Source organism: Bradyrhizobium sp. USDA 4461, assembly GCF_054055655.1.
Genome location: NZ_JBSRXM010000001.1, coordinates 5,914,928 through 5,935,523, shown reverse-complemented (window position 1 = coordinate 5,935,523; position 20,596 = coordinate 5,914,928). Strand labels below are relative to the sequence as shown.

Annotated in this window: 16 protein-coding genes; 7 read left to right on the top strand and 9 right to left on the bottom strand. The window is 65.3% G+C overall.

All coding sequences use genetic code 11. From position 1 onward, the window contains the following. Positions 1–56 precede the first annotated feature (56 nt). From ACVINW_RS27755 to ACVINW_RS27745, 3 genes are all read left to right on the top strand, one after another. Positions 57–1,355 (top strand): dicarboxylate/amino acid:cation symporter, encoded by a 1,299-nt coding sequence (locus tag ACVINW_RS27755; protein ID WP_456754217.1) that lies wholly within the window; start codon positions 57–59, stop codon positions 1,353–1,355. A 457-nt stretch (positions 1,356–1,812) separates the two neighbouring features. Beyond that, complete coding sequence (locus ACVINW_RS27750; protein WP_456754216.1) at positions 1,813–3,552, top strand: multicopper oxidase family protein; 1,740 nt, start codon at positions 1,813–1,815, stop codon at positions 3,550–3,552. Continuing rightward, positions 3,552–5,735, top strand: a complete 2,184-nt coding sequence (locus tag ACVINW_RS27745) for an alkaline phosphatase family protein (protein WP_456754215.1) — start codon at positions 3,552–3,554, stop codon at positions 5,733–5,735. Before ACVINW_RS27750 ends, ACVINW_RS27745 begins: the two co-directional genes overlap by 1 nt. A 260-nt stretch (positions 5,736–5,995) precedes the next feature. On the opposite strand, the gene ACVINW_RS27740 is transcribed toward ACVINW_RS27745, so the two are convergent. From ACVINW_RS27740 to ACVINW_RS27725, 4 genes are all read right to left on the bottom strand, one after another. Then, positions 5,996–7,210 carry an amidohydrolase family protein gene (locus ACVINW_RS27740; protein WP_456754214.1) on the bottom strand — a complete coding sequence of 405 codons (1,215 nt, stop codon included), beginning with the start codon at positions 7,208–7,210 and terminating at the stop codon, positions 5,996–5,998. Between the two features lie 125 nt (positions 7,211–7,335). Next, a complete protein-coding gene (locus tag ACVINW_RS27735) occupies positions 7,336–8,619 on the bottom strand; it encodes an RluA family pseudouridine synthase (protein WP_456754213.1) in 1,284 nt (427 codons plus the stop codon). Positions 8,620–8,829: 210 nt separating this feature from the next. Further along, positions 8,830–10,161 carry a replication-associated recombination protein A gene (locus ACVINW_RS27730; RefSeq protein WP_456754212.1) on the bottom strand — a complete coding sequence of 444 codons (1,332 nt, stop codon included), beginning with the start codon at positions 10,159–10,161 and terminating at the stop codon, positions 8,830–8,832. After that, positions 10,158–11,516: a DegQ family serine endoprotease gene (locus tag ACVINW_RS27725; protein WP_456754211.1), complete on the bottom strand. Its 1,359-nt coding sequence runs from the start codon at positions 11,514–11,516 to the stop codon at positions 10,158–10,160. Before ACVINW_RS27725 ends, ACVINW_RS27730 begins: the two co-directional genes overlap by 4 nt. Before the next feature lie 345 nt (positions 11,517–11,861). Here ACVINW_RS27725 and ACVINW_RS27720 point away from each other — a divergent pair, with 345 nt between their 5' ends. Next, positions 11,862–13,475: an OprO/OprP family phosphate-selective porin gene (locus tag ACVINW_RS27720; protein WP_456754210.1), complete on the top strand. Its 1,614-nt coding sequence runs from the start codon at positions 11,862–11,864 to the stop codon at positions 13,473–13,475. Positions 13,476–13,542: 67 nt separating this feature from the next. Here ACVINW_RS27720 and ACVINW_RS27715 read toward each other — a convergent pair whose 3' ends face one another. After that, positions 13,543–13,920, bottom strand: a complete 378-nt coding sequence (locus tag ACVINW_RS27715; RefSeq protein ID WP_021081638.1) for a winged helix-turn-helix transcriptional regulator — start codon at positions 13,918–13,920, stop codon at positions 13,543–13,545. Positions 13,921–14,037: 117 nt separating this feature from the next. Here ACVINW_RS27715 and ACVINW_RS27710 point away from each other — a divergent pair, with 117 nt between their 5' ends. The 3 genes from ACVINW_RS27710 (at position 14,038) to ACVINW_RS27700 (ending at position 17,688) form a co-directional block, all read left to right on the top strand. Continuing rightward, positions 14,038–15,051 (top strand): zinc-binding alcohol dehydrogenase family protein, encoded by a 1,014-nt coding sequence (locus ACVINW_RS27710; RefSeq protein ID WP_456754209.1) that lies wholly within the window; start codon positions 14,038–14,040, stop codon positions 15,049–15,051. Between the two features lie 383 nt (positions 15,052–15,434). Continuing rightward, complete coding sequence (locus tag ACVINW_RS27705; protein ID WP_456754208.1) at positions 15,435–16,514, top strand: phosphotransferase family protein; 1,080 nt, start codon at positions 15,435–15,437, stop codon at positions 16,512–16,514. Positions 16,515–16,560: 46 nt separating this feature from the next. Then, complete coding sequence (locus ACVINW_RS27700) at positions 16,561–17,688, top strand: hypothetical protein (protein ID WP_456754207.1); 1,128 nt, start codon at positions 16,561–16,563, stop codon at positions 17,686–17,688. Here the strand turns inward: ACVINW_RS27700 and ACVINW_RS27695 are convergent, their stop codons facing one another. From ACVINW_RS27695 to rplQ, 4 genes are all read right to left on the bottom strand, one after another. Beyond that, positions 17,689–17,985 (bottom strand): DUF1330 domain-containing protein, encoded by a 297-nt coding sequence (locus tag ACVINW_RS27695; RefSeq protein WP_456754206.1) that lies wholly within the window; start codon positions 17,983–17,985, stop codon positions 17,689–17,691. It lies immediately after the preceding gene. A 6-nt stretch (positions 17,986–17,991) separates the two neighbouring features. Continuing rightward, positions 17,992–18,786, bottom strand: a complete 795-nt coding sequence (locus tag ACVINW_RS27690; RefSeq protein ID WP_456754205.1) for an SDR family NAD(P)-dependent oxidoreductase — start codon at positions 18,784–18,786, stop codon at positions 17,992–17,994. A gap of 63 nt (positions 18,787–18,849) precedes the next feature. Continuing rightward, positions 18,850–19,890 carry an IS30 family transposase gene (locus ACVINW_RS27685; RefSeq protein WP_456754204.1) on the bottom strand — a complete coding sequence of 347 codons (1,041 nt, stop codon included), beginning with the start codon at positions 19,888–19,890 and terminating at the stop codon, positions 18,850–18,852. 227 nt (positions 19,891–20,117) lie between these two features. Beyond that, the gene (gene rplQ / locus ACVINW_RS27680; protein WP_456754203.1) at positions 20,118–20,534 is read right to left on the bottom strand and encodes a 50S ribosomal protein L17; all 417 of its coding nucleotides are present in this window, start codon (positions 20,532–20,534) and stop codon (positions 20,118–20,120) included. Positions 20,535–20,596 lie beyond the last annotated feature (62 nt).

Sequence of the window (20,596 nt, the reverse complement as noted above, 5' to 3'; positions counted from 1 at the left end):
CGGAAGGCGCGCCACAGCTCGGATGCGGCAACTCTCCGGTGGCGCAGGATCACGTCATGCAGGCAGGCAGCAGAGTCCAGACTTCGAGCAAGCTGACCACGTACATCATGGTCAGCCTGTTGCTGGGTATCGCCGTGGGTTACGCGTGCAATGCTCTCGCGAGCCCGGAACAAGCCAAGGCGATCGCCGGCTATTTCGCCATCATCTCCGACATCTTCCTGCGCATGATCAAAATGATCATCGCGCCGCTGGTGTTCGCCACCATCGTCTCCGGCATTTCCAGCCTCGGCGCCAGCGGAGGCGCGGTGGGACGCATCGCAGTCAAATCGCTGGCCTGGTTCATCACGGCGTCGGTGGCGTCGCTGACGGTCGGTCTGGTGCTCGCGAACCTGCTGCAGCCGGGGCACGGCCTCGGTCTTACGCTGCCCGACGCCAATGCCACCGCCAACGTCCAGACCGGCGCCCTGAACATCAAGGATTTCGCCGCCCACGTCTTCCCGATCAGTGTGGTCCAGGCGATGGCCGGCAACGAGGTGCTGCAGATCCTGGTGTTTTCGATGTTCTTCGGGTTTGCGCTGAGTGCGGTCAAAGGCACGCTTGCCCCCGACATCGCGCGGTCGATCGATCAGATCGTTCCTGTGATGCTGAAATTCACCGACTATGTCATGCGCTTTGCGCCCGTCGGCGTGTTCGCCGCGATGGCCGCGGTCATCACCACGCAGGGACTTGGCGTGCTCGTCACCTATGGCAAGTTCGTCAGCGCCTTCTACTTCGGCCTGCTGGTGCTCTGGGTGATCATCATCGGCGCGGGCAGCGTCGTGCTCGGCGGGTCGATCAGGAACCTGCTGCGCCTGCTGCGGCAGCCGATGATGATCGCGTTCTCGACCTCGAGCAGCGAGGCCGCCTTCCCGAAGATGATCGAGCAGCTGATGAAGTTCGGCGTATCGGAGCGGATCACCGGCTTCGTGCTGCCGCTCGGCTATTCGTTCAACCTCGACGGTTCGATGATGTATCAGACCTTCGCCGCGCTGTTCGTCGCCCAGGCCTTCAACATCGAGATGCCGATCACGACCCAGATCGCGATGCTGCTGCTGCTGATGATCACCAGCAAGGGCATCGCCGGCGTGCCGCGCGCCTCGCTGGTCGTGGCCGCCGCCACCCTCCCCACCTTCGGCCTGCCGGCCGGCGGCCTGGTGTTGCTGATCGGAATCGACGCCTTTCTCGACATGGGACGGACGATGACCAATGTCATCGGCAATGGCGTCGCAACCGCCGTCGTTGCGAAATGGGAGAACGAACTGAGCGAGCCTGCCGAGCAAGACGCAAAGTTCCTGCCAACCGCTGTCGCGGGATAGCGAGAGGTCGCGGCCGTGGAATCACGCGGCCGCTTGCTGGAATTTGTTCGTCGTCGGCAGGGATGCACGCGACGGCATCATCGTTGCTGAAAAAATTTCTGCCTATTGCCTGCGCGTCTCCGTATCTCCGCAATTCAGTCGGTGAATGGGCCATCCGATTGATCGCTCAGCAGGTTTGAACGTTGCGCGCACTTCTGCGTCGAAGTGCCGCAAGTTTCTGTCATCTGCGTGTTAAATACTTGCCAGATTTCGGCAACAACGCGCCGCTAGCTTTCCGATACCAAACAGAAGCATTTGCCGACCCCTGCGGTCGCAAGACGTGAACTGACGTCACCCGTGACGCCGGTCGCGCGCTTGCGCACGCGTGGCGGCGCATAAGCGGGGCGGCGTGGCGCGACGACTTTCGACCGTGTGTTGTGTCATCGCTGCGGCATGCCTCGGGCTCGCTGCGAGCGGCGTGACGGCCTTGTTCGGTGCAACCGGCCTGCAGGATGCGCCGCGAGCACAACCGGACGTCTGTGCCCGCCCCGACCCCGGCAGCACGATCAACGAGCCCGGCGAATTGCGCAGCCGCGACGGCGTGCTCGAAACCGACCTCGGCATCCACGACGAGAAGCTGGCCGATGGAGCGAGCCGCTATTGCTACCTGACGCCGGACGGCAAGCCGTCGCCGACGCTGCGGCTGAAGCCCGGCGATCAGCTCGTCATCCATTTCAAGAACGACCTCGTCGATCTCGATACAGCCACGCCTGCGATCGACAAGCCTCTCGCGGGCGCGCCGATCTGCACGACCAGGCCGAAGGTCGATGCCTGCGCAAGCGGCGCGATGACGCCGATCTCGACCAATCTGCACTTCCACGGACTGACAGTGCCGCCGGTCTGCCATCAGGATGATGTGCTGAAGACCTCGATTCAGCCCGACGATGCGCCGTTCGAATACCGCCTGCGGATTCCGGACGACGCGCCGCCCGGACTCTATTGGTATCACCCGCATCTGCACGGCTTCAGCAAGACGCAAGTGCTCGGCGGTGCCTCCGGCACCATCATCATCGAAGGCATCGAGCGCGCCGATCCGCAGCTCGCTGGCCTGCCCGAGCGCGTGCTGGTGATCCGCGACCAGGACCTCGTCAATCCCGACGCGCCGCCGTCGAGATTCGAGCCGGTCATGACCAAGAGCCAGCTCGACAATGACGGCGATGTCGCCAACTCCGGCACCGGCTTCGGCAAGCCGTCGAAGGATCTCTCGGTCAACTTCGTGCCGGTGCCCTATCCGAACTATCCGCCGGCCCAGTTGAAGATGAAGCCGGGCGAGCGGCAGCTCTGGCGCGTGCTGAACGCCTCCGCGATCACCTATCTCAACCTCGCTTTGTTGGTCGGCCGCGCACCGCAGCAGATCGGCATCGTCGCCCTCGACGGCATGCCGTTGCAATTCCAGGGCAGCCCGTCGCCGCCGGTGCAGTGGGTCAACCATATCGGCCTGCCGCCGGGCTCGCGCGCCGAGTTCATCGTCGAAGGACCGCCGGCCGGCTCACAGGCATTGCTGGTGACGCGTGCGGTCGACACCGGGCCCGCCGGCGAGAACGATCCCAATCGCGCGCTGGTTGCCATCACTGCCTCAGCGGATGCCGCCGCGCCGCAGGCCGCGCTGCCTGCGCATGCCGAGCCGATGCCGCGGCCGGAGCGGCCCTGGGTCGGCAACGTCGCGCCGGTGCGGGTGCGAAAATTGTTCTTCTCCGAACAGCCGGAGAACCCGAACGATCCGAACAGCCCGACCAAGTTCTTCATGACGGTCGACGGCGAGACCCCGAAGCCGTTCGATCCGCAATCCGATAGTCCCGACATCACCGTGAGACAGGGCGACGTCGAGGACTGGATCATCGAGAACCGCTCGATGGAGCTGCATGATTTCCATATCCACCAGCTGCACTTCCAGCTGCTCGACTGGTCCGGCGTCGCGGTCAACGAGCCGTTCCTGCGCGATACCGTCAACGTCCCCTACTACAACGGCCGGATGCTGAAATATCCGAGCGTGCGCCTGCGCATGGATTTCCGCGATCCCAACATCGTCGGCACCTTCGTCTACCACTGCCACGTCCTCGAGCATGAGGACGGCGGCATGATGGGACGGATCAAGGTCGTGCCGCGAGACACCGCAAGTTCCACCAAGCCGCTCAACGAGCAAAAAGGAGAGCTTTAATGCGCGACAGGCACAAGTCACGTTGGCTGCAGGGATGCCGCCTCACCCTCAGCGCGCTGGCGCTGGGTCAGTTCACCGCCGGCCCGGTGCTTGCGGAAGACTGGAATCACCATGGTGGCGGACACGAAACCCGGACCCCGATCAAGCACGTGATCGTCATCGTCGGCGAGAACCGCAGCTTCGACCATGTGTTCGCGACCTACGTGCCGCAGCGTTCCGGCGAAAGCGTGTTCAACCTGCTCTCGCAGGGCATCGTCAAGCTCGACGCCAACAAGAACGCGATTCCCGGTCCGAACTTCGAAAGGGCGCACCAGCAGGCGGCGATGGATAACGGCCCGAACGATGCGTTCCTGCTGAGCCCGCCGAAGCAGAACTTCCCCAAGGACCAGCTGCCGGCGCCGCTGGTCGGCGGCCCCAAGGTCTCCTACATCCCGAACCAATGCGGCAGCTCGCCGATCACCAGCTGCGAGGCGTCGCTTGCGCTTGCGCAGCAGTCGGAATCCGGCCTGCCGTCCGAATACTACCAATACCTGCTGTCCGGCGGCACCGGCCAGACCTCGCAGACCCCCGACCAGCGCATCACCAATGTCAGCGCGCTGCCGGCCGGCCCGTTCCAGCTCACCAACGGCGAGGCGATGCCCTACGACTCCTATTCGGCGAGCCCGGTGCATCGCTTCTACCAGATGTGGCAGCAGCTGAACTGCAACCACTCGGCGGCCAGCCGCGACAATCCGTCGGGCTGCGGCGGCAACCTGTTCGCCTGGGTTGAAGTGACCGTCGGCGCCGGCGCCAACGGCGCGACGCAGCCCTCCAACTTCTCCACCGAGTATTCGCCGACTGCGACGACCACCGGCGAGGGTTCGACGGCGCTCGGCTTCTACAATGTGCAGAAGGGCGACGTGCCCTACTTCACCTCGCTGGCACAGAAATATGCGATGAGCGACAACTTCCACCAGTCCGTCAACGGCGGCACCGGCGCCAACCACATCATGCTCGGTCATGCCGACATGATCTACTTCAGCGACACCTACGGCAACGCCGCGGTGCCGCCGAACGGCACGCAAGTGTTCGGCGGCACGCCGGACGCCGGCATCGTCCATCAGATCGAGAATCCGAATCCGGCTTCCGGCACCAACAACTGGTACACCGAGGACGGCTACGGCGCCGGCGGCAATGGCGGCTATCCCCCGCCCTACCAGACCAGCCCGGTGTCCGGCGGCGGCTCCTACAGCGACTGCTCGGATCCGACCCAGCCCGGCGTCAAGCCGATCCTCGACTATCTGAAGAACATCCGGATCAACGCGAATTGCGAACCGGGCCACTATTATCTGTTGAACAACTACAATCCCGGCTATTTCGGCAACGGCAAGAACGCCTACACCGACACCAATCCGTCGAACACGCCGTTCACGATCCCGCCGTCCACCCGCAAGAGCATCGGCGACAGCCTGAACGAGCGCAACATCTCCTGGAAGTATTACGGCGACCAGTGGAACAACTACGTCAACGATCCCTACCAGCTCAACTGGGGCGTCGCCGGCCCGACCGCCGACGAGTACTGCAACATCTGCAATCCGTTCCAGTACGACACCTCGATCATGTCGCATCCGGAACAGGTCGCAGCCCACATCAAGGACTCGGTTGATCTGTACTCCGACCTCTCCAAGCACTCGCTGCCGGCGGTCTCCATCGTCAAGCCGAGCGGCTTCACCGACGGTCACCCGTCGTCGTCCAAGCTCAATCTGTTCGAGGGCTTCGCCAAGAAGATCGTCGACCAGGTCCAGGCCTCGGACTACGCCAAGGACACCGCGATCTTCATCACCTTCGACGAAGGCGGCGGATACTTCGATTCCGGCTATGTGCAGCCGCTCGACTATTTCGGCGACGGCACCCGCATTCCGCTGATCGTGGTGTCGCCGTTCGCGCGGCAGGGCCACATCTCGCATGAATATGCCGATCACGTCTCGATCATCAAATTCATCGAGCGGAACTGGCGCCTGGAGCCGATCACCAACCGCAGCCGCGACAACTACCCGAATCCGGTCACGGCGCCCGGCAATCCCTATGTTCCGGTCAACAGCCCGGCGCTCAGCGATCTCTTCGACTTCTTCGACTTCGACGGCGGCGGCCATCATCATCACGATGGCGACGGCAACGATCGGGGCGGTAACTGGAACAACTGACGACCGCACCTCGCAACCTAACGATCCGCCGGCCCGAAAGGCCGGCGGATTTCGTTTTGTCGGGCTTGCGATTGGCGTGGAGGCCGCATGAGCGCAGCGATAGACGGGAACGGGCTTTCCCGGATGTCGCGGAGCCTGTCATCGGGCGCGCGTTCGCGCGACCCGTTGGCTCATCGAGCTACGGATTCCCGACTGGGCGGCAATGGTTCGCGTGACTGCCGAATGCGTCCAAGCTGCCGTTGAAGTGTCCCCGCCGGCCGTTACGGCTTCTGATAGATCACGTGGCCGGCGCGGATCGTCGTGCTCACCTTCGCGAGATTGCCGACGTCGGCGAGTGGATCGCCGTCGAGCACCACGAGATCGGCGTCAAAGCCCTGCTCGACCTTGCCCTTCTTCGCCGCCTTGAAGAACCGCGCCGGATTGGTGGTCAGCGACGCCAGCACCTGGCGCTCCGACAGCACCCGGTGCATCAGCCGGACTTCCTGCGTGGTATCGTACTGCGTCGTGAAGCCGACATCGGTGCCGAACAGCACCGTGCCGCCGTTGTCGGAGAACTGCTTGAGCTGGTTGACGGTCGCAGCAATCAGACGGTTGGTGACGTTGGGATCGAGCACGACGGTGGTGAACAGCCCGAGCGTCGGAATGAGCGCCGTGCCCTGCGCCTTGAACCGCGCCAGCTGGTCGTCGGTGTAGGCGCGCTCGCTCGGCGTGGTGTGCGCAAGCACGTCGACATCGGATGCGATCACCGTCTCGACGCCGACCTTGTTCTGCGGGTGCGCGAACACCGGGCGGCCCTGCGCATGCGCGACGTCGACGGCCGCCTTGGCAATCGCGGGATCCATGTTGATGACAGGCTTGTCGCCCATGAACGCGCCGGTGAACAGCTTGATGCCGTCCTCGCCTATCGCGAGCCAGTCGCGCGCCCATTTTGCGGCCTCCTCCGGCGTCGCGACCTCGGGCAGTTGCACCTCGCTCGGGACGTAGACGGGATGGCCTCCCTTCGGAAAAATGTTGCCGGCGAGCAGGATGGTCGGACCCGCGACCTCGCCCGCCGCGATGCGCTTGCGCAGCGGCAACGTGTCGTTTGGATCGGAGCCGAGATCCCAGACCGTGGTGAACCCCCACCGCGTCAGCATCTCCTGCATGTGCTGTGTCAGCACCGCGGCCGGCGCTGCGCCGGCGTTGTGCCAGACACGCTCCGTGAAATGCACATGGCTGTTCCAGAACCCGGCGACGATGGTCTTGCCGCTGCAATCGATCACGCGCGCATCCGGGGGCGCCGTGACCTCGCCTGATTTGCCGACCGCGCTGATGACGCCGTCCGATATCACGATCACCGCATCCGGCAGCGCCGCCGCATCGGCCGATGCGTAAAGCGTGCCGCCGCGGAGCACCATGGTTTCGGCATCTGAAGTCGCCGTCGTGGCGACCAAGGCAATGAGAACAAGCGCGACGCGTAGCCGGATCCCGGTCATGGACAGCCTCTTTCAGGATTGCACGCCGGCAACGGTCCGGCGCGCGGCACCATAGAGGCTGTGTGCGGCGCGGTTTGATCGTTCTTGCTGTGCGCGAGGGATATTGGGGCAGCGCGCCCGCCTCGTCACTCCTCGGGCGCGTTCTCGATCGGGTCGAAGCGATCGGCCTCGAGCCCGAGTAGATTCCAGGATTGCAGCATGTGCGGCGGCAACGGCGCGCTGACATCGATCACGCCGCCGCGCGGGTGCGGGATCACGATGCGGCGGGCGAGCAGATGCAGCCGGTTTTGCAGGCCACCGGGCAGCTGCCAGTTCTCCTTGTTGAAATATTTGGGGTCGCCGACGATGGCGTGATCGATATGCGCCATGTGCGCGCGCAATTGATGGGTGCGGCCGGTCACCGGCTTGAGCGACACCCAGGCGAGCTTGGTCGCGGAAGCCTCGACCACGGCGTAATAGGTCACGGCGTGGCTGGCGCCTTCGTCACCATGCTCGGCGATCCGCATGATGCTGTCCTCCTCGCTCTCCTCCTTGGCGAGGTAGGTCGAGATGCGGCCCTGCTTCGGCTTCGGCACGCCGGCGACCAGCGCCCAGTAGATTTTTCGCGCGGAGCGGTGGCGGAAGGCGCCGGTGAGGAACGATGCAGCGAAGCGCGTCTTGGCGATCAAGAGGCAGCCGGAGGTCTCGCGGTCGATGCGATGCACCAGCCGCGGCTTCTGCCCCTTGGCATCGCGCATCACCTCCAGCATCTGGTCGACATGGCGCGTCATGCCGGAGCCGCCCTGCACGGCGAGACCGGCCGGCTTGTTCAGCACCAGCACGTCGTCGTCCTCGTACAGCGTCATCTCCTTCAGCGCCTGCAGCGTCTTCGCCTCGGCCTCCGAGAGCGTACCGACCGTCTTCGGCGTATCGAGCCGCAGCGGCGGGATCCGCACGCTCTGGCCTTCCTCCAGCCGGTCCTTGGAATCGGCGCGCTTGCCGTTGACGCGAAGCTCGCCTTTCCGGACGATGCGCTGGATGTGGGAGAACGACAGGCCGGGAAACCGCGCCTCGAGGAAGCGGTCGACGCGCATGCCGTTCTCGTCAGCGGTAACGACGACGGTCTGCACCTTGGTCGGCAAGAGCTGCTCGGCCGCGGGCTTCGCGGCGGCGGGCTCGACCCGCTCCCCGCGGTCGCGGCGCGGCTCGGCAAAGCGCGGCGGCTTTCCCGGCGCACGGTGCGCGAACGGACGGTCGCCCGACTTGCGGTCAGCTTTGCGATCGTCCGGCTTGCGGCCGCGTTGTGCCGATCCGCCCTTGCTGCGATCCTTGCTGCGATCCTTGCCGTGTTCGCCGGCACGGTCACGGCCCTTGTCGCGCCCTTTGGCGCGATCGCCCGGCGATGTGGTTCTCTTGATGCGGCGGCTCATGATGGTGTTTCGGCTCCAGACCTGCATTGTGCCTAGCGCAAATGCCGCGAATCGTCACGGCGAAATCGGTACAATTCCGGCGCAACATCGGCCATGGTCGCGCCGGCTGCGGCAAGCGATGGGGGCGCCCCCCGCAATGAGACCTTCGATAGCGGCGCTGGCGGGCACCCAGTTGGTGAAGTGCGGCCGCCCAGTTGGTGAAGTGAAGCGCTAGCCGCCGCGCTCCTTGCGCAGCCGCTGCCAATAATCCAGCCGTTTCCTGATCTCGCGCTCGAAGCCGCGGTCGGGCGGATCGTAGAAGGTCTGGCGGCCGAGCGCTTCCGGGAAATAGTCCTGGCCGGAGAACGCGTCGGGTGCGTCGTGATCGTATTGATAGCCGGAGCCATAGCCCTCCGACTTCATCAGCTTGGTCGGCGAATTCAGGATGTGCTTCGGCGGCAACAGCGAGCCGCCCTGCTTGGCGGTCTGCATCGCCGCACCGAACGCGGTGTAGACCGCGTTCGATTTCGGCGCGGTGGCGAGATAGACCACCGCCTGTGCGATCGCGAGCTCGCCTTCCGGCGAGCCGAGGAAATCATAGGCATCCTTGGCGGCGTTGCAGACCGCCAGCGCCTGCGGATCGGCCAGGCCGATATCCTCGACCGCCATGCGTACCACGCGTCGCGCCAGGAACAGCGGATCCTCGCCGGCGTCGAACATGCGCGCGAGATAATACAGCGCCGCATCCGGATCGGAGCCGCGCACCGACTTATGCAGCGCCGAGATCAGATTGTAGTGGCCGTCGGCCGATTTGTCGTAGATCGGCGCGCGGCGTTGCAGGATCGCCTGCAACTGCTCGGCGTTGAACACCTCGCCCTTCCGCGCGGCGCGCCAGACCTCTTCGGCCAATGTCAGCGAGGCGCGGCCGTCGCCGTCGGCCATGCGCACCAGCACGGCGCGTGCCTCCGCATCGAGCGGCAGGGCCTTGCCCTCGATCTTCTCGGCATTCGCGAACAGCCGCTCGATCGCCGCGGTATCGAGCGAATGAAACACCAGCACCCGGGCGCGCGACAGCAGCGCCGCGTTGAGCTCGAACGACGGGTTCTCCGTGGTGGCGCCGACCAGCACCACGGTGCCGTCCTCCATCACGGGCAGGAAGGAATCCTGCTGCGCGCGGTTGAACCGGTGCACCTCGTCGACGAACAGCAGGGTGCCCTTGCCGGTCTCGCGGCGGGCACGCGCGGCATCGAACGCCTTCTTCAGATCGGCGACGCCGGAGAACACCGCGGAGATCTGCTCGAAATGCAATTCGGTGGCGTCGGCGAGCAGCCGCGCCACGGTGGTCTTGCCGGTGCCGGGCGGTCCCCAGAACACCAGCGAGCCCAAGGTGCGCGTCTCCAGCATGCGGGTCAGCGCGCCGTCGGGGCCGAGGATGTGATCCTGCCCGACGACGTCGGCCAGCGTGCGCGGGCGCAGCCGGTCCGGCAGCGGGTGTGGCGCGTCCTGCTCCATCCCCGCCGCAGCGAACAGGTTCGGCGCGTCGCGCGGTCTCTTTGGGCTCATCCGCCGAGCGTCACGTTGATCTGCTGGCCGCCGCGCACCAGCGTGATGCGCCAGATCCGCGAGCCTGCCTTCGATACCTTCTCGAGATCGCTGGTGCGCACGATCTTCTCATTGTTGACCGCCAGAATGATGTCGCCCTTCTGGAAGCCGACATTGGCGGCGGTGCCGTCATCGGCGAGCTCGGTGACGACAACGCCCTCGGCGCCGGCATCGAGATGCAGCTCATCGGCGAGCGCCGGCGAGATGTTGGCGACCCGTGCGCCCTGGAACGGCGAGCGCGCGGTCAGCACGATCTCGTCGCGGTTGGTGTCGGGCGCGGTCTCCAGCGGCACGGTCAGCTTCACCGGCTTGCCGGCACGCTGCACCTCGATCTCGGCGCTGCCGCCGAGCGGACGGGTGGCGAAGCGGTAGTCGAAGGCGTTGGGATCGTCGACCGGCGTCCCGTCGATCCCGACGATCAGGTCGGACAGTTTGAGCCCGGCCTTCGCCGCCGGGCTGTTCGGCGCGACGTTGGCGACCAGCGCACCGGACGGCAACTTCAGCCCCAGCGTCTCCGCGATCTCCGGCGTGACCGCTTGCAGCCGCGCGCCGAGCCATGGCCGCTTCACATTCTTGCCGCCGCTCTTGGCGGAGGCCACCACCACGCGCACCATGTTGGCCGGGATCGCAAAGCCGATGCCCTGCGAGCCGCCGGAGCGCGAGAAGATCGCGGTGTTGATGCCGGCGAGCCGGCCGGTCATGTCGACCAGCGCACCGCCCGAATTGCCGGGATTGATCGCGGCGTCGGTCTGAATGAAGAATTGATAATCCGTGATCCCGACTTGAGTACGCGCCAGCGCCGAGATGATGCCGTGCGTCACGGTCTGGCCGACGCCGAACGGGTTGCCGATCGCGAGCACGACGTCGCCGACCTGCAGCTGGTCGGAATTGGCGAAGTCGAGCGTTGCGAACTTCTCCTTGTTGGTCTCCTTCAGCCTGAGCACCGCAAGGTCGGTGCGGCTGTCCTTCAGCACGATCTCGGCCTCATATTCGCGCTTGTCGGCGAGCGAGACCTTGACCTGGTCGGCGCCCTCGATCACGTGATTGTTTGTGACCACGAGGCCGGACGCATCGACCATCACGCCGGAGCCGAGCGAGCGCTGCATCTGCTCGGGCTGCTGCCCGGGCACGCCGAAAAAGCGGCGGAAGATCGGATCGTCCAGGAACGGATTGCGGTTCTGCACCATCTTGGCGGCGTAGACATTGACCACCGCCGGCTGCACCCGCTGCACGATCGGCGCATAGGATAATTGCAGTTCGGCCTGCGAGGACGGCACGCGGCGGTCCTGGGCTGCGGCCGGGGATAGAATCCCCATGAAAGCCAATGTGCACAGGGCGGATATGGCAGCAAAACGGACGGGTCGGAGCATTCTCACCTCTCGAGGAAACGCCGGAATATAGGCGCGTTCGCCGGGCAAATGAAGGGCGCCCGACCGGATAAACCGCCCCTGCCGGACCGGTGCAAAACCCCTGGCCGCCGCGTTGAAGCGCGCCGCCAGGCTTCTATGATGGCTGTCATCTCACTGCGCCGCGCCGCTTGTTGCCTGCGGACAACAAGCGGAACTGCGAGGCTCGAAATCGCTGTCGTGCGTCAGTCACGTTCGACTCCTAGGACGTCTCGGTGAGTGAGTGGGGACTTCAAAACACAACAGGGGTGCACAATGGGTGCAACAAAACTTGGTGCCATCGCCATCGGGCTGGCCGGGGCGCTCGCCGCCTCGCCGGCCTATTCGCAATCGGCCGGAGGCGGCAGCGACGCGGAGATCGCGCTGCTCAAGCAGCAGCTGAAGATGCTCGAGCAGAAGCTCGATAAACTTCAGAAGCAGACCAATGCCAACACCGCGACCGCGGCCAGCGCGAACGCCAACGCGAAGGCGGCCGATGCCAAGGCAACCGATGCGAAGGCCGCGCGCGTCGCAAGCGCCAACGCCGCGATCCCGGTGAAGGGCCCGGTCGCGCCGTCGGGCGTCGTGGTGACGATGCCGAACAACCGGCCGACGATCTGCACCGCGGACGAACAGAACTGCGTCGCGATCACCAGTCGCGTGCACTGGGATGTCGGCGGCTACGACTATCGGCCGAACACCGCAGCCACCTCGCCGCAGAAGCTCGACAGCGGCGAGAACGTGCGCCGCGCGCGCATCGGCATCGTCGGCAAATTCCTCGGCGACTGGAATTACGCGTTGATCTACGACTTCGGCGGCTCGTCCGACGGCTTCGGCGGCGCGGCAGCGGGATCGCTGCCCGGCGGCGGCACCTCCGGCATCGAGAACGCCTATCTGAGCTACACCGGCTTCAAGCCGTTCGGCGGCAAGATGGCGATCGAAGGCGGCATCATGGATATCCCGTGGACGCTCGACGAAGCCACCAGCTCCAACGACATCCTGTTCATGGAGCGCGCCTCGGTCGGCATCATCGCGCAGAACATCGCCGCCGGCGACTTCCGCTCCGGCGCCGGCACCCGCTGGTGGAACGACCAGCTCTGGATCGGCGGCTACGTCACCGGACCGACCACCGGCGCGATCCACTCCGCCTCGTCGGCCTCGCCGGCCGGCACCTCCGAGCAGTATGGCGGCGTCGTCCGCGTCGCCGGCAATCCGATCAGCGGCAAGAACTATTCGGTGCATATCGGCGCCGACGCGGAATGGCTGGTGCAGCCGCCGCGCAACCAGCTGACGCAGGCGCAGACGCTCACGCTGAGCGACCGGCCCGAGCTGCGCATCGATCCGACGACGCTGATCTCGACCGGCGCGATCGCCAATGTCTCCGGCGCCCAGGTCTACGGCGTCGAGGCGGCGGCGACCTATGGCCCGTTGATCGCCCAGGGCGAGTACTACTGGTTCAACGTCGACCGCTCCGCGAATACCGGCCTGCCGCCGTTCGGCGCGCCGAGCCTGAAATTCGACGGCGGCTACGCGCAGGTCGGCTACGTGCTGACCGGCGAGAACCACGCCTACAATGCGGCGACGGCCTCCTATAGCGGAATCAAGCCGCACGATCCGGTCTCGCTCGCCGGCGGCGGCATCGGCGCCTGGGAAATCGCCGGCCGCGTCAGCACGATGAACCTCAACGACCAGGTCGGCCAGGCGGTCGGCGTCGCCGGTGGACGGCAGACCGTCTACACCGCCGCGCTGAACTGGTACGTCAACAACAACGTTCGCTTCATGCTGAACTATCTGCACGGCGACGTCGCCAAGCAGGCTTCCGCGACGTCGAGCGCGGATGCCGGGTCGAAATTCGACGCGGTCGCGCTGCGCACGCAGGTCGCGTTCTGAGGCAGTGTGATCTGTCGCTAACAAACAGACGGCCGGGGCATTGCTCCGGCCGTTTCGTTTTGGAGTGCTAAGCCGCGCGCTTCTTCTTCACCACGACCTCCGGCGCCGGCGCACAGGACAGCCGCTCCTGATGGCCCTCGCCCCAGGCTTTCAGAATATCGATCACCGGGCGCAGGCTCTCGCCGAGTTCGGACAGCGTGTATTCGACCCGCGGCGGCACCTCGGCATAGACCTTGCGGATCACGAGGCCGTCGTCCTCGAGCGCCCGCAGCTGCTTGGTCAGCATGCGTTGCGTGATGCCGGGCATCCGCCGCCGCAGCTCGCCGAAGCGCTGGGTGCCGGCCTGCAAGTGATAGAGGATCACGCCCTTCCATTTACCGTCGATCAGGTCGAGCGCCGCCTCGACCGCGCAGCCCGGCCGGCGGGCAAAATTCTTCCGTTTCATCGGTATTTTCCCAATAGTATACAAACAGTGACTAGTTCCCTGATTTTACAGTACTTGCCAAAAGGACGCCAGCGCGACAGGTATCACGGCAGGCAATCGCCCATCACGGAGACCAACATGAAGGCCGTCGGATACCAGAAGTCGCTGCCGATCGAGGCGGCGGAGTCGCTCGTCGATTTCGAGATCGCCAAGCCCGAACCGAAGGGACGCGACATCCGCGTCGCGGTGAAGGCGATCTCGGCCAACCCGGTCGACTACAAGGTGCGCAAGCGCGCGGCGCCGACCGACGGGAGCTACAAGATCCTCGGCTTCGATGCGGCCGGCGTGGTCGACGCCGTCGGACCCGACGTGTCGCTGTTCAAGCCGGGCGACGAGGTGTTCTACGCGGGCTCGATCCAGCGCCAGGGCACCAATTCGGAATTTCACCTGGTCGACGAGCGCATCGTCGGCAACAAGCCGGCCTCGCTGTCGTTCGCGCAGGCCGCTGCCCTGCCGCTGACCTCGATCACCGCCTGGGAGCTGCTGTTCGACCGGCTCGGCGCCGTACCCGGCAAGAGCCTCGATCCGCGCACGCTGTTGATCATCGGCGGCGCCGGCGGCGTCGGCTCGATCCTGATCCAGCTTGCCCGCCGCCTCACCGGCCTCACCGTTGTCGCAACCGCGACGCGGCCGGAGTCGCAGAAGTGGTGTCGCGATCTCGGCGCACATGCGGTGATCGACCACTCGCAGCCGATGAAGGAGCAAATCGAGACGTTGAAGCTGGCGCCGGTCGGCCTGGTCGCCAGCCTCACCTTCACCGACCAACACTACAAGTCGATCGCCGACTTCATCGCGCCGCAAGGCAAGTTCGGCCTGATCGATGATCCCGCCGAATTCAACGTCGCCGTGTTCAAGGGCAAGGCGGTGTCGGTGCACTGGGAATCGATGTTCACGCGCTCCTCGTTCCAGACGCCGGACATGATCGCGCAGCATCACCTGCTCAACGACGTTGCCGACCTCATCGACAAGGGCGTGCTGCGCACCACGCTCGACCAGACCTTCGGCACCATCAACGCCGCCAACCTCAAGCGCGCCCACGCGCTGCTGGAGAGCGGCAAGTCGCGTGGCAAGATTGTGCTGGAGGGCTGGTAGCCCCCGCTGCGGTGGGTGGATTGGGCCTACTGCGTCATGGTTCTGCCCCCGTCGTCATTGCGAGGAGCGATAGCGACGAAGCAATCCATCCAACCGCGTTTGCGGGCAGATGGATTGCTTCGCGGAGCCTGTCATCCGGCGGCGCTTCGCGCCGATCGGGTGGCTCGCAATGACGGCTGGGCCGCAGGATCTGTGGAGAATCGGCTGCAGCGCGGTAGGCGCAGCCAAGCCGCCCTACATGACTTCCCCACAGGCCTGCTTGTGGCTTTTGCCAAAGCCGCCGGCGCCTGTATGATTTGCGCAACGATCACCCCGTCTTCAATCCGGCCGATGCAAAGCGTGGCTGGAACGGTGGTGACGCTCACGGGGATGGGAGGAAACCGATGCGTTTGCTCACGGCCGATCCGTCGCGGATCGATCCGGAGTGGATGACGCGGGTGCTGCGCACGGGCGGTGCGATCGACCAGGTCAGGGTCACTGATCTCGTGTGCAATCCGGTCGGCAACGGCCTCGTGGGCGACAGCTATCGATTTCACCTGAGCTATGACGGTTGTGAGCCGAATGCGCCCGCGAGCGTGGTCGGCAAATTCCCGGCCGCAGATCCCGACAGCCGCCATTCCGGTTCCGCGCACACGCTTTACGTCCGCGAGGTCGCGTTCTATCGCGAGCTGGCAACAACGGTTGCCATTCACACCCCGCGGCCGATCCTCGCCGAAATCGATCCGGCCACCGACGATTTTACGCTGATCCTGGAAGATCTGGCCCCCGCACGCCCGGGCGACCAGCTCGCCGGATGCACAATCGCGGACTGCCAGACCGCGATCCGTGAGGCCGCCGCGTTGCACGCGCCACGCTGGAACGATCCGACGCTCGATGCCGTGCAATGCTTCACGGTTGCTGCCAGCCGGCGCAAGGACCTGCGCGCGGTGCTGCCCGGCATTATCGGCCACTACAAGGAGCGCTATCGCGGCGTGATCGAGCCCGAATTCCTCGATCTGATCGATCGGCTTCCGGACGCGATCCCGCGCTATCAGGCCGATCGATCGGTGCCGCGAACCCTGCAACATGCGGACTTCCGGCTCGACAACATGCTGTTCGACGTCCGCGGCAACAGCCGTCCGATGGCGACGCTGGATTGGCAGACGCTGACGGTGGGGCCCGGGATGGTCGACGTCGCCTATTTCCTGTCGGCCGGAATCGATCCAGCCGAACGGCGATTGCATGAATCCGATCTGGTGCGGCTCTATCATTCCGAGCTGATCCGGCGCGGCGTGCGCGACTACGGCTGGGATCAATGCTGGCGGGATTACCGGCGCTACACGCTGCATGGCATCATGATGGGCGTGGTCTCGGCGCTCAGTGTGCAGCGCTCCGAGCGCGGCGACGCGCTGTTCCTGAAGATGACCCGCGGCGCCTGCGCGCAAGCGCTCGACCACGACAGTTTTGCATATTGGCAGGACTGAAGCGGTTCGCGTGAGGAAACCGCGTCAAGACATCGAAAGGGATCGCGTGCTCAACAAACTGGACGACTTCCCCATCCACCAGACGCCCGAGCCGATCGCGGTTCCCTCGACCAGCGACCGCAATGTCTATGACCGGACCTGGTTCAACGGCTACACCGCCGACGGCGCGTATTATTTCGGCATCGGGATTGCGATCTACCCGCACCGCAGGATTCTCGACTGCGCCTTCAGTGTCGTCGAGCGCGGCGGACGGCAGCACTGCTTCTACGGCTCGCGGCGCGCGCCGCTCGAGCGCACCGAGATGCAGGTCGGCCCGTTCCGGCTCGAGGTGCTCGAACCGATGCTGCGGACCCGCGTCGTGCTCGACGACAATGCGACCGGCCTAGCCTGCGACCTGACCTTTTCCGCACGCACGGCCGCGATCCAGGAAGCGCGCCAGACGCTGTGGTCGGGCGACCGCCGCGCGATGGATGCGACCCGGTTCGACCAGTTCGGCCGCTGGAGCGGCGTCATCCGCCACCCCGACGCCGAGATCAAGGTCGACGATCAGACATGCTACGGCACCAAGGATCGCTCCTGGGGCGTACGCAATGTCGGCGAGCGCGACGTCGGCGGCGCGCCGATGCCGCTGCCGAGCGTGTTCTTCCTGTGGGCGCCACTGGTCTGGGACGACCACATCTCGCACGCCATCTTCTTCGACGGCACGCAGGGCGAGGCGCTGGTCCGCGAAGGCATCACCGCGCCGCTCTACCGCAGCGAGGCCGAGATCCCCGGCGTCATCGACGGCCTCGATCGCCGCATGGCGACCGCACGGCATCGCGTCACCTATGTGCCAAAGACGCGGCTGGCGCGCTCGGCCGAAATCGACCTGGTCGACATCGACGGCCACACCACGACCATCGCGCTCGACCCGATCCTCAAATTCCAGATGAAGGGCCTCGGCTACGGCCATCCGCAATGGGGCCAGGGCATGTGGAAGGGCGAGCTCGAAATCGGCGGCGAGTCGTTCGATCCCCTGACGCTCGACCCGCTGGCCCGCGAGAACGTCCACGTGCAGCAGGTGGTGCGCGCCAGCCAGGGCGGCGAGACCGGAATCGGCGTGCTGGAGCAGATCTGCTTCGGCCCCTACCGTCCCGCGGGGTTCAGCGAGTTCCTGGACGGAGCGAAGGGATAGCTAAACCGGCGGCACGCCCTCGACAAACAGCAGCCGCCGCTCCAGCGCCGTCCACCGATGCTTGAGCGCTTCCGCGTACTCCGCGGACGCGTACCATTCGCGCAGACGCGCCATCGTCGGAAATTCGACGATGATGATTGTCTTCGGCGGCGGACCGCCCTCCGCCAGTTCGGCGCCGCCGCCGCGCACGATGTAACGCCCGCCATACTGTTCGATGGTCTTCGCCGCCAGCGTGCGATAGACCTCGAACGCGGCAGCGTCCCGTATCTCGACTTCCGAGATCACATAGGCCGGCATGCGGCCTCACGCGATGGTATTGACGATGCCGCCTTCGGCGCGCAGCGCGGCGCCGTTGGTCGCGGAGGCCTGCTTGGAGCAGACATAGACCACGAGGTTGGCGATCTCCTCGGTGCTGGCAAGGCGCTGCAACAGCGAGGTCGGCCGGTGCTGCTTGACGAAGTTGGAGGCCGCCTCCTCGACCGACTGCCCGTTCTGCCTGGCGAGGTCCTTGATGAAGGTCTCGACGCCTTCCGACATGGTGGGTCCGGGCAGCACGGAGTTGACGGTGACCGCGGTGCCCTTGGTCAGCTCGGCAAGCCCGCGCGCGATCGCAAGCTGCGCCGTCTTGGTCATGCCGTAGTGGATCATCTCGGTCGGGATGTTGAGGCCCGATTCCGAGGAGATGAAGACGATGCGGCCCCAGTTGCGCTTCAGCATGCCCTGCATGTAGCCGCGCGACAGCCGCACGCCCGACATCACATTGACGTCGTAGAAGCGGCTCCAGTCCTCATCGGGAATATCGAAGAAGCCCTTCGGCTCGAAGATGCCGGCATTGTTGACGAGGATGTCGACCTCGGGCAGCGCCGCGAGCAGCGTCTTGCATCCCTCCGCGGTCGAGACGTCGGCGGCGATGCCGCGGACCTTGGCGCCGGGCACGGTCTTCGCGACCGCGGCGACCGCTGCATCGACCTTGGCCTGACCGCGGCCGTTGACCACGACCTCGGCGCCGGTTCCTGCCAGCCCCCTGGCGATGGCGTTGCCGATGCCCGCGGTCGAGCCGGTCACCAGCGCAGTCTTTCCGGAAAGGTCGATTTTCATGACTTCATCTCCATTGATGGTGACGGAGATATCGGGCGCGGCATGATGCATCGCAATTGCATCTCACCGACGCGTGAGGAACATGCCACAGCGAGGTCGTTCTGGCGAAGGCCAGGAGGTGGATTCACACTCGAAGTGCAACACTTGAGAGAAGGCCTCGAGAGGGGTTTGGAAGTCAAGGCATTTGCGCGGGGTGTTGTTGTAGGCGTTGATCGACTGGCGGAGGCGGCGCGTCGGGAAGGTCGCGAGATCGGTTTTGCGTGGAATGAAGCGGCGCATCCGACCGATCGCATTCTCGATGCCGCCCTTCTGCCAGGGCGCGTGCGGATCGCAGAAGAAGGTCTCGATCGCGAGGCGGTGCAGCTCCAGGTGACAGGCGAACTCGGTCCCATTGTCGAAGGTAACGGTCTGGCACAGGCCTTCCGGCAAGGCAGCAAACAAGCGGACGAGATGACGGGCGATACCGCGCGCGAGCTTGCTGGCGATGCGGATGCCGAGCAGCAGGCGCGAGGTGCGCTCGTGCACGGTCAGGATCGCCTGACCGTATTTGGAGAACATCATCAGGTCGGCTTCCCAATGACCGGGGGCATTGCGATCGGCGGCCTCGATAGGCCGTTTGTTCAAGGAAACACGGCCTTCTATGAAGCTTGCGGGACTGCCGCCCTTCTTGCCGCGGTAGCCGCGTTTGCTCTTGCCGCGTGGCAGATAACGCCGCCAGCTGAAGTCCGAGGTGCGTCGGATCTGGGCGTATATGAAGCGGTAGATGGTCTCGTGGGAGATCACCTTGCGGCCGTGTTCGCGGGCCAGCCGGCCCGCGACCTGCTCGGGCGACCAGCCCCGACCAAGGCGCTCCAAGACCGCGCGGCGCAGGCCGGGCTCCCGTTCGAGGCGTACGCCCGTCCAGCGCCGCGCTCGCATCTGTTGCTGGGCATAGCTGGGTTTGTAGCCGACCTGGGCGCCAGAATTGCGGTTCAGCTCCCGAGAGATCGTTGATGGCGAGCGATCCAGAGCTGCCGCGATTTGCCGCACCGAGCTGCCATTGGCTGAAAGCCGGGCAATCTCGCATCGCTCGTCCAGGGATAGCTGCTCGTAACTCCGCCCCATCGCAACACCTCCTCAAGGAAGTGTTGCACTTCGTTTGTGAACTCAGGGGACCCATTACCACCGCCTTCGATGGTGAGCGGGAACGTGGCCCCAGCGTCAACAATGAGCTGTTGGGGTTATGGGTCCTGGCCTTCGCCAGGACGACCGCGGGGAGAGAGCCATTTCTCCTGACCAAACAAAAACGGCGCCCGAAGGCGCCGCTTTCAAACCTTGGCTCGTAGACCGGCTTACGCCGCCTCGGCTTCTTTGTCCTGGGCGGGACCCGAGTCCTGGCCCTTGGCGTCGACGTCGCGATCGACGAACTCGATCACGGCCATCGGTGCGTTGTCGCCGTAGCGGAAGCCGGCCTTGATGATGCGGGTGTAGCCGCCCTGGCGGTCCTTGTAGCGGGTCGCCAGCGTGTCGAACAGCTTCTTGACCTGGTCGAGGTCGCGCAGCTCCGAGATCGCCTGGCGGCGCAGCGACAGCCCGCCCTTCTTGCCGAGGGTGACGAGCTTCTCGACGATCGGCCGCAGCTCCTTGGCCTTCGGCAGCGTGGTGACGATCTGCTCGTGCTTGATCAGTGCGGCCGCCATGTTGGCGAACATCGCACGCCGGTGCTCGGCGGTGCGGTTGAGTTTCCGATGAACCTTGCCGTGACGCATTGACTTCTTCCTTCTTCAATTCTGTCGCGGTGGTTCAGCGACAAGTGCAGGTGGGCATCCCG

What these genes read in the sequence shown, in the direction of transcription:
- ACVINW_RS27755 (WP_456754217.1), top strand. Translation starts at nt 57, where the DNA reads ATGCAGGCAGGCAGCAGAGTCCAGACTTCGAGCAAGCTGACCACGTAC.
- ACVINW_RS27745 (WP_456754215.1), top strand. Translation starts at nt 3,552, where the DNA reads ATGCGCGACAGGCACAAGTCACGTTGGCTGCAGGGATGCCGCCTCACC.
- ACVINW_RS27740 (WP_456754214.1), bottom strand. Translation starts at nt 7,210, where the DNA reads ATGACCGGGATCCGGCTACGCGTCGCGCTTGTTCTCATTGCCTTGGTC.
- ACVINW_RS27735 (WP_456754213.1), bottom strand. Translation starts at nt 8,619, where the DNA reads ATGAGCCGCCGCATCAAGAGAACCACATCGCCGGGCGATCGCGCCAAA.
- ACVINW_RS27730 (WP_456754212.1), bottom strand. Translation starts at nt 10,161, where the DNA reads ATGAGCCCAAAGAGACCGCGCGACGCGCCGAACCTGTTCGCTGCGGCG.
- ACVINW_RS27725 (WP_456754211.1), bottom strand. Translation starts at nt 11,516, where the DNA reads ATGGGGATTCTATCCCCGGCCGCAGCCCAGGACCGCCGCGTGCCGTCC.
- ACVINW_RS27720 (WP_456754210.1), top strand. Translation starts at nt 11,862, where the DNA reads ATGGGTGCAACAAAACTTGGTGCCATCGCCATCGGGCTGGCCGGGGCG.
- ACVINW_RS27715 (WP_021081638.1), bottom strand. Translation starts at nt 13,920, where the DNA reads ATGAAACGGAAGAATTTTGCCCGCCGGCCGGGCTGCGCGGTCGAGGCG.
- ACVINW_RS27710 (WP_456754209.1), top strand. Translation starts at nt 14,038, where the DNA reads ATGAAGGCCGTCGGATACCAGAAGTCGCTGCCGATCGAGGCGGCGGAG.
- ACVINW_RS27705 (WP_456754208.1), top strand. Translation starts at nt 15,435, where the DNA reads ATGCGTTTGCTCACGGCCGATCCGTCGCGGATCGATCCGGAGTGGATG.
- ACVINW_RS27695 (WP_456754206.1), bottom strand. Translation starts at nt 17,985, where the DNA reads ATGCCGGCCTATGTGATCTCGGAAGTCGAGATACGGGACGCTGCCGCG.
- ACVINW_RS27690 (WP_456754205.1), bottom strand. Translation starts at nt 18,786, where the DNA reads ATGAAAATCGACCTTTCCGGAAAGACTGCGCTGGTGACCGGCTCGACC.
- ACVINW_RS27685 (WP_456754204.1), bottom strand. Translation starts at nt 19,890, where the DNA reads ATGGGGCGGAGTTACGAGCAGCTATCCCTGGACGAGCGATGCGAGATT.
- rplQ (WP_456754203.1), bottom strand. Translation starts at nt 20,534, where the DNA reads ATGCGTCACGGCAAGGTTCATCGGAAACTCAACCGCACCGCCGAGCAC.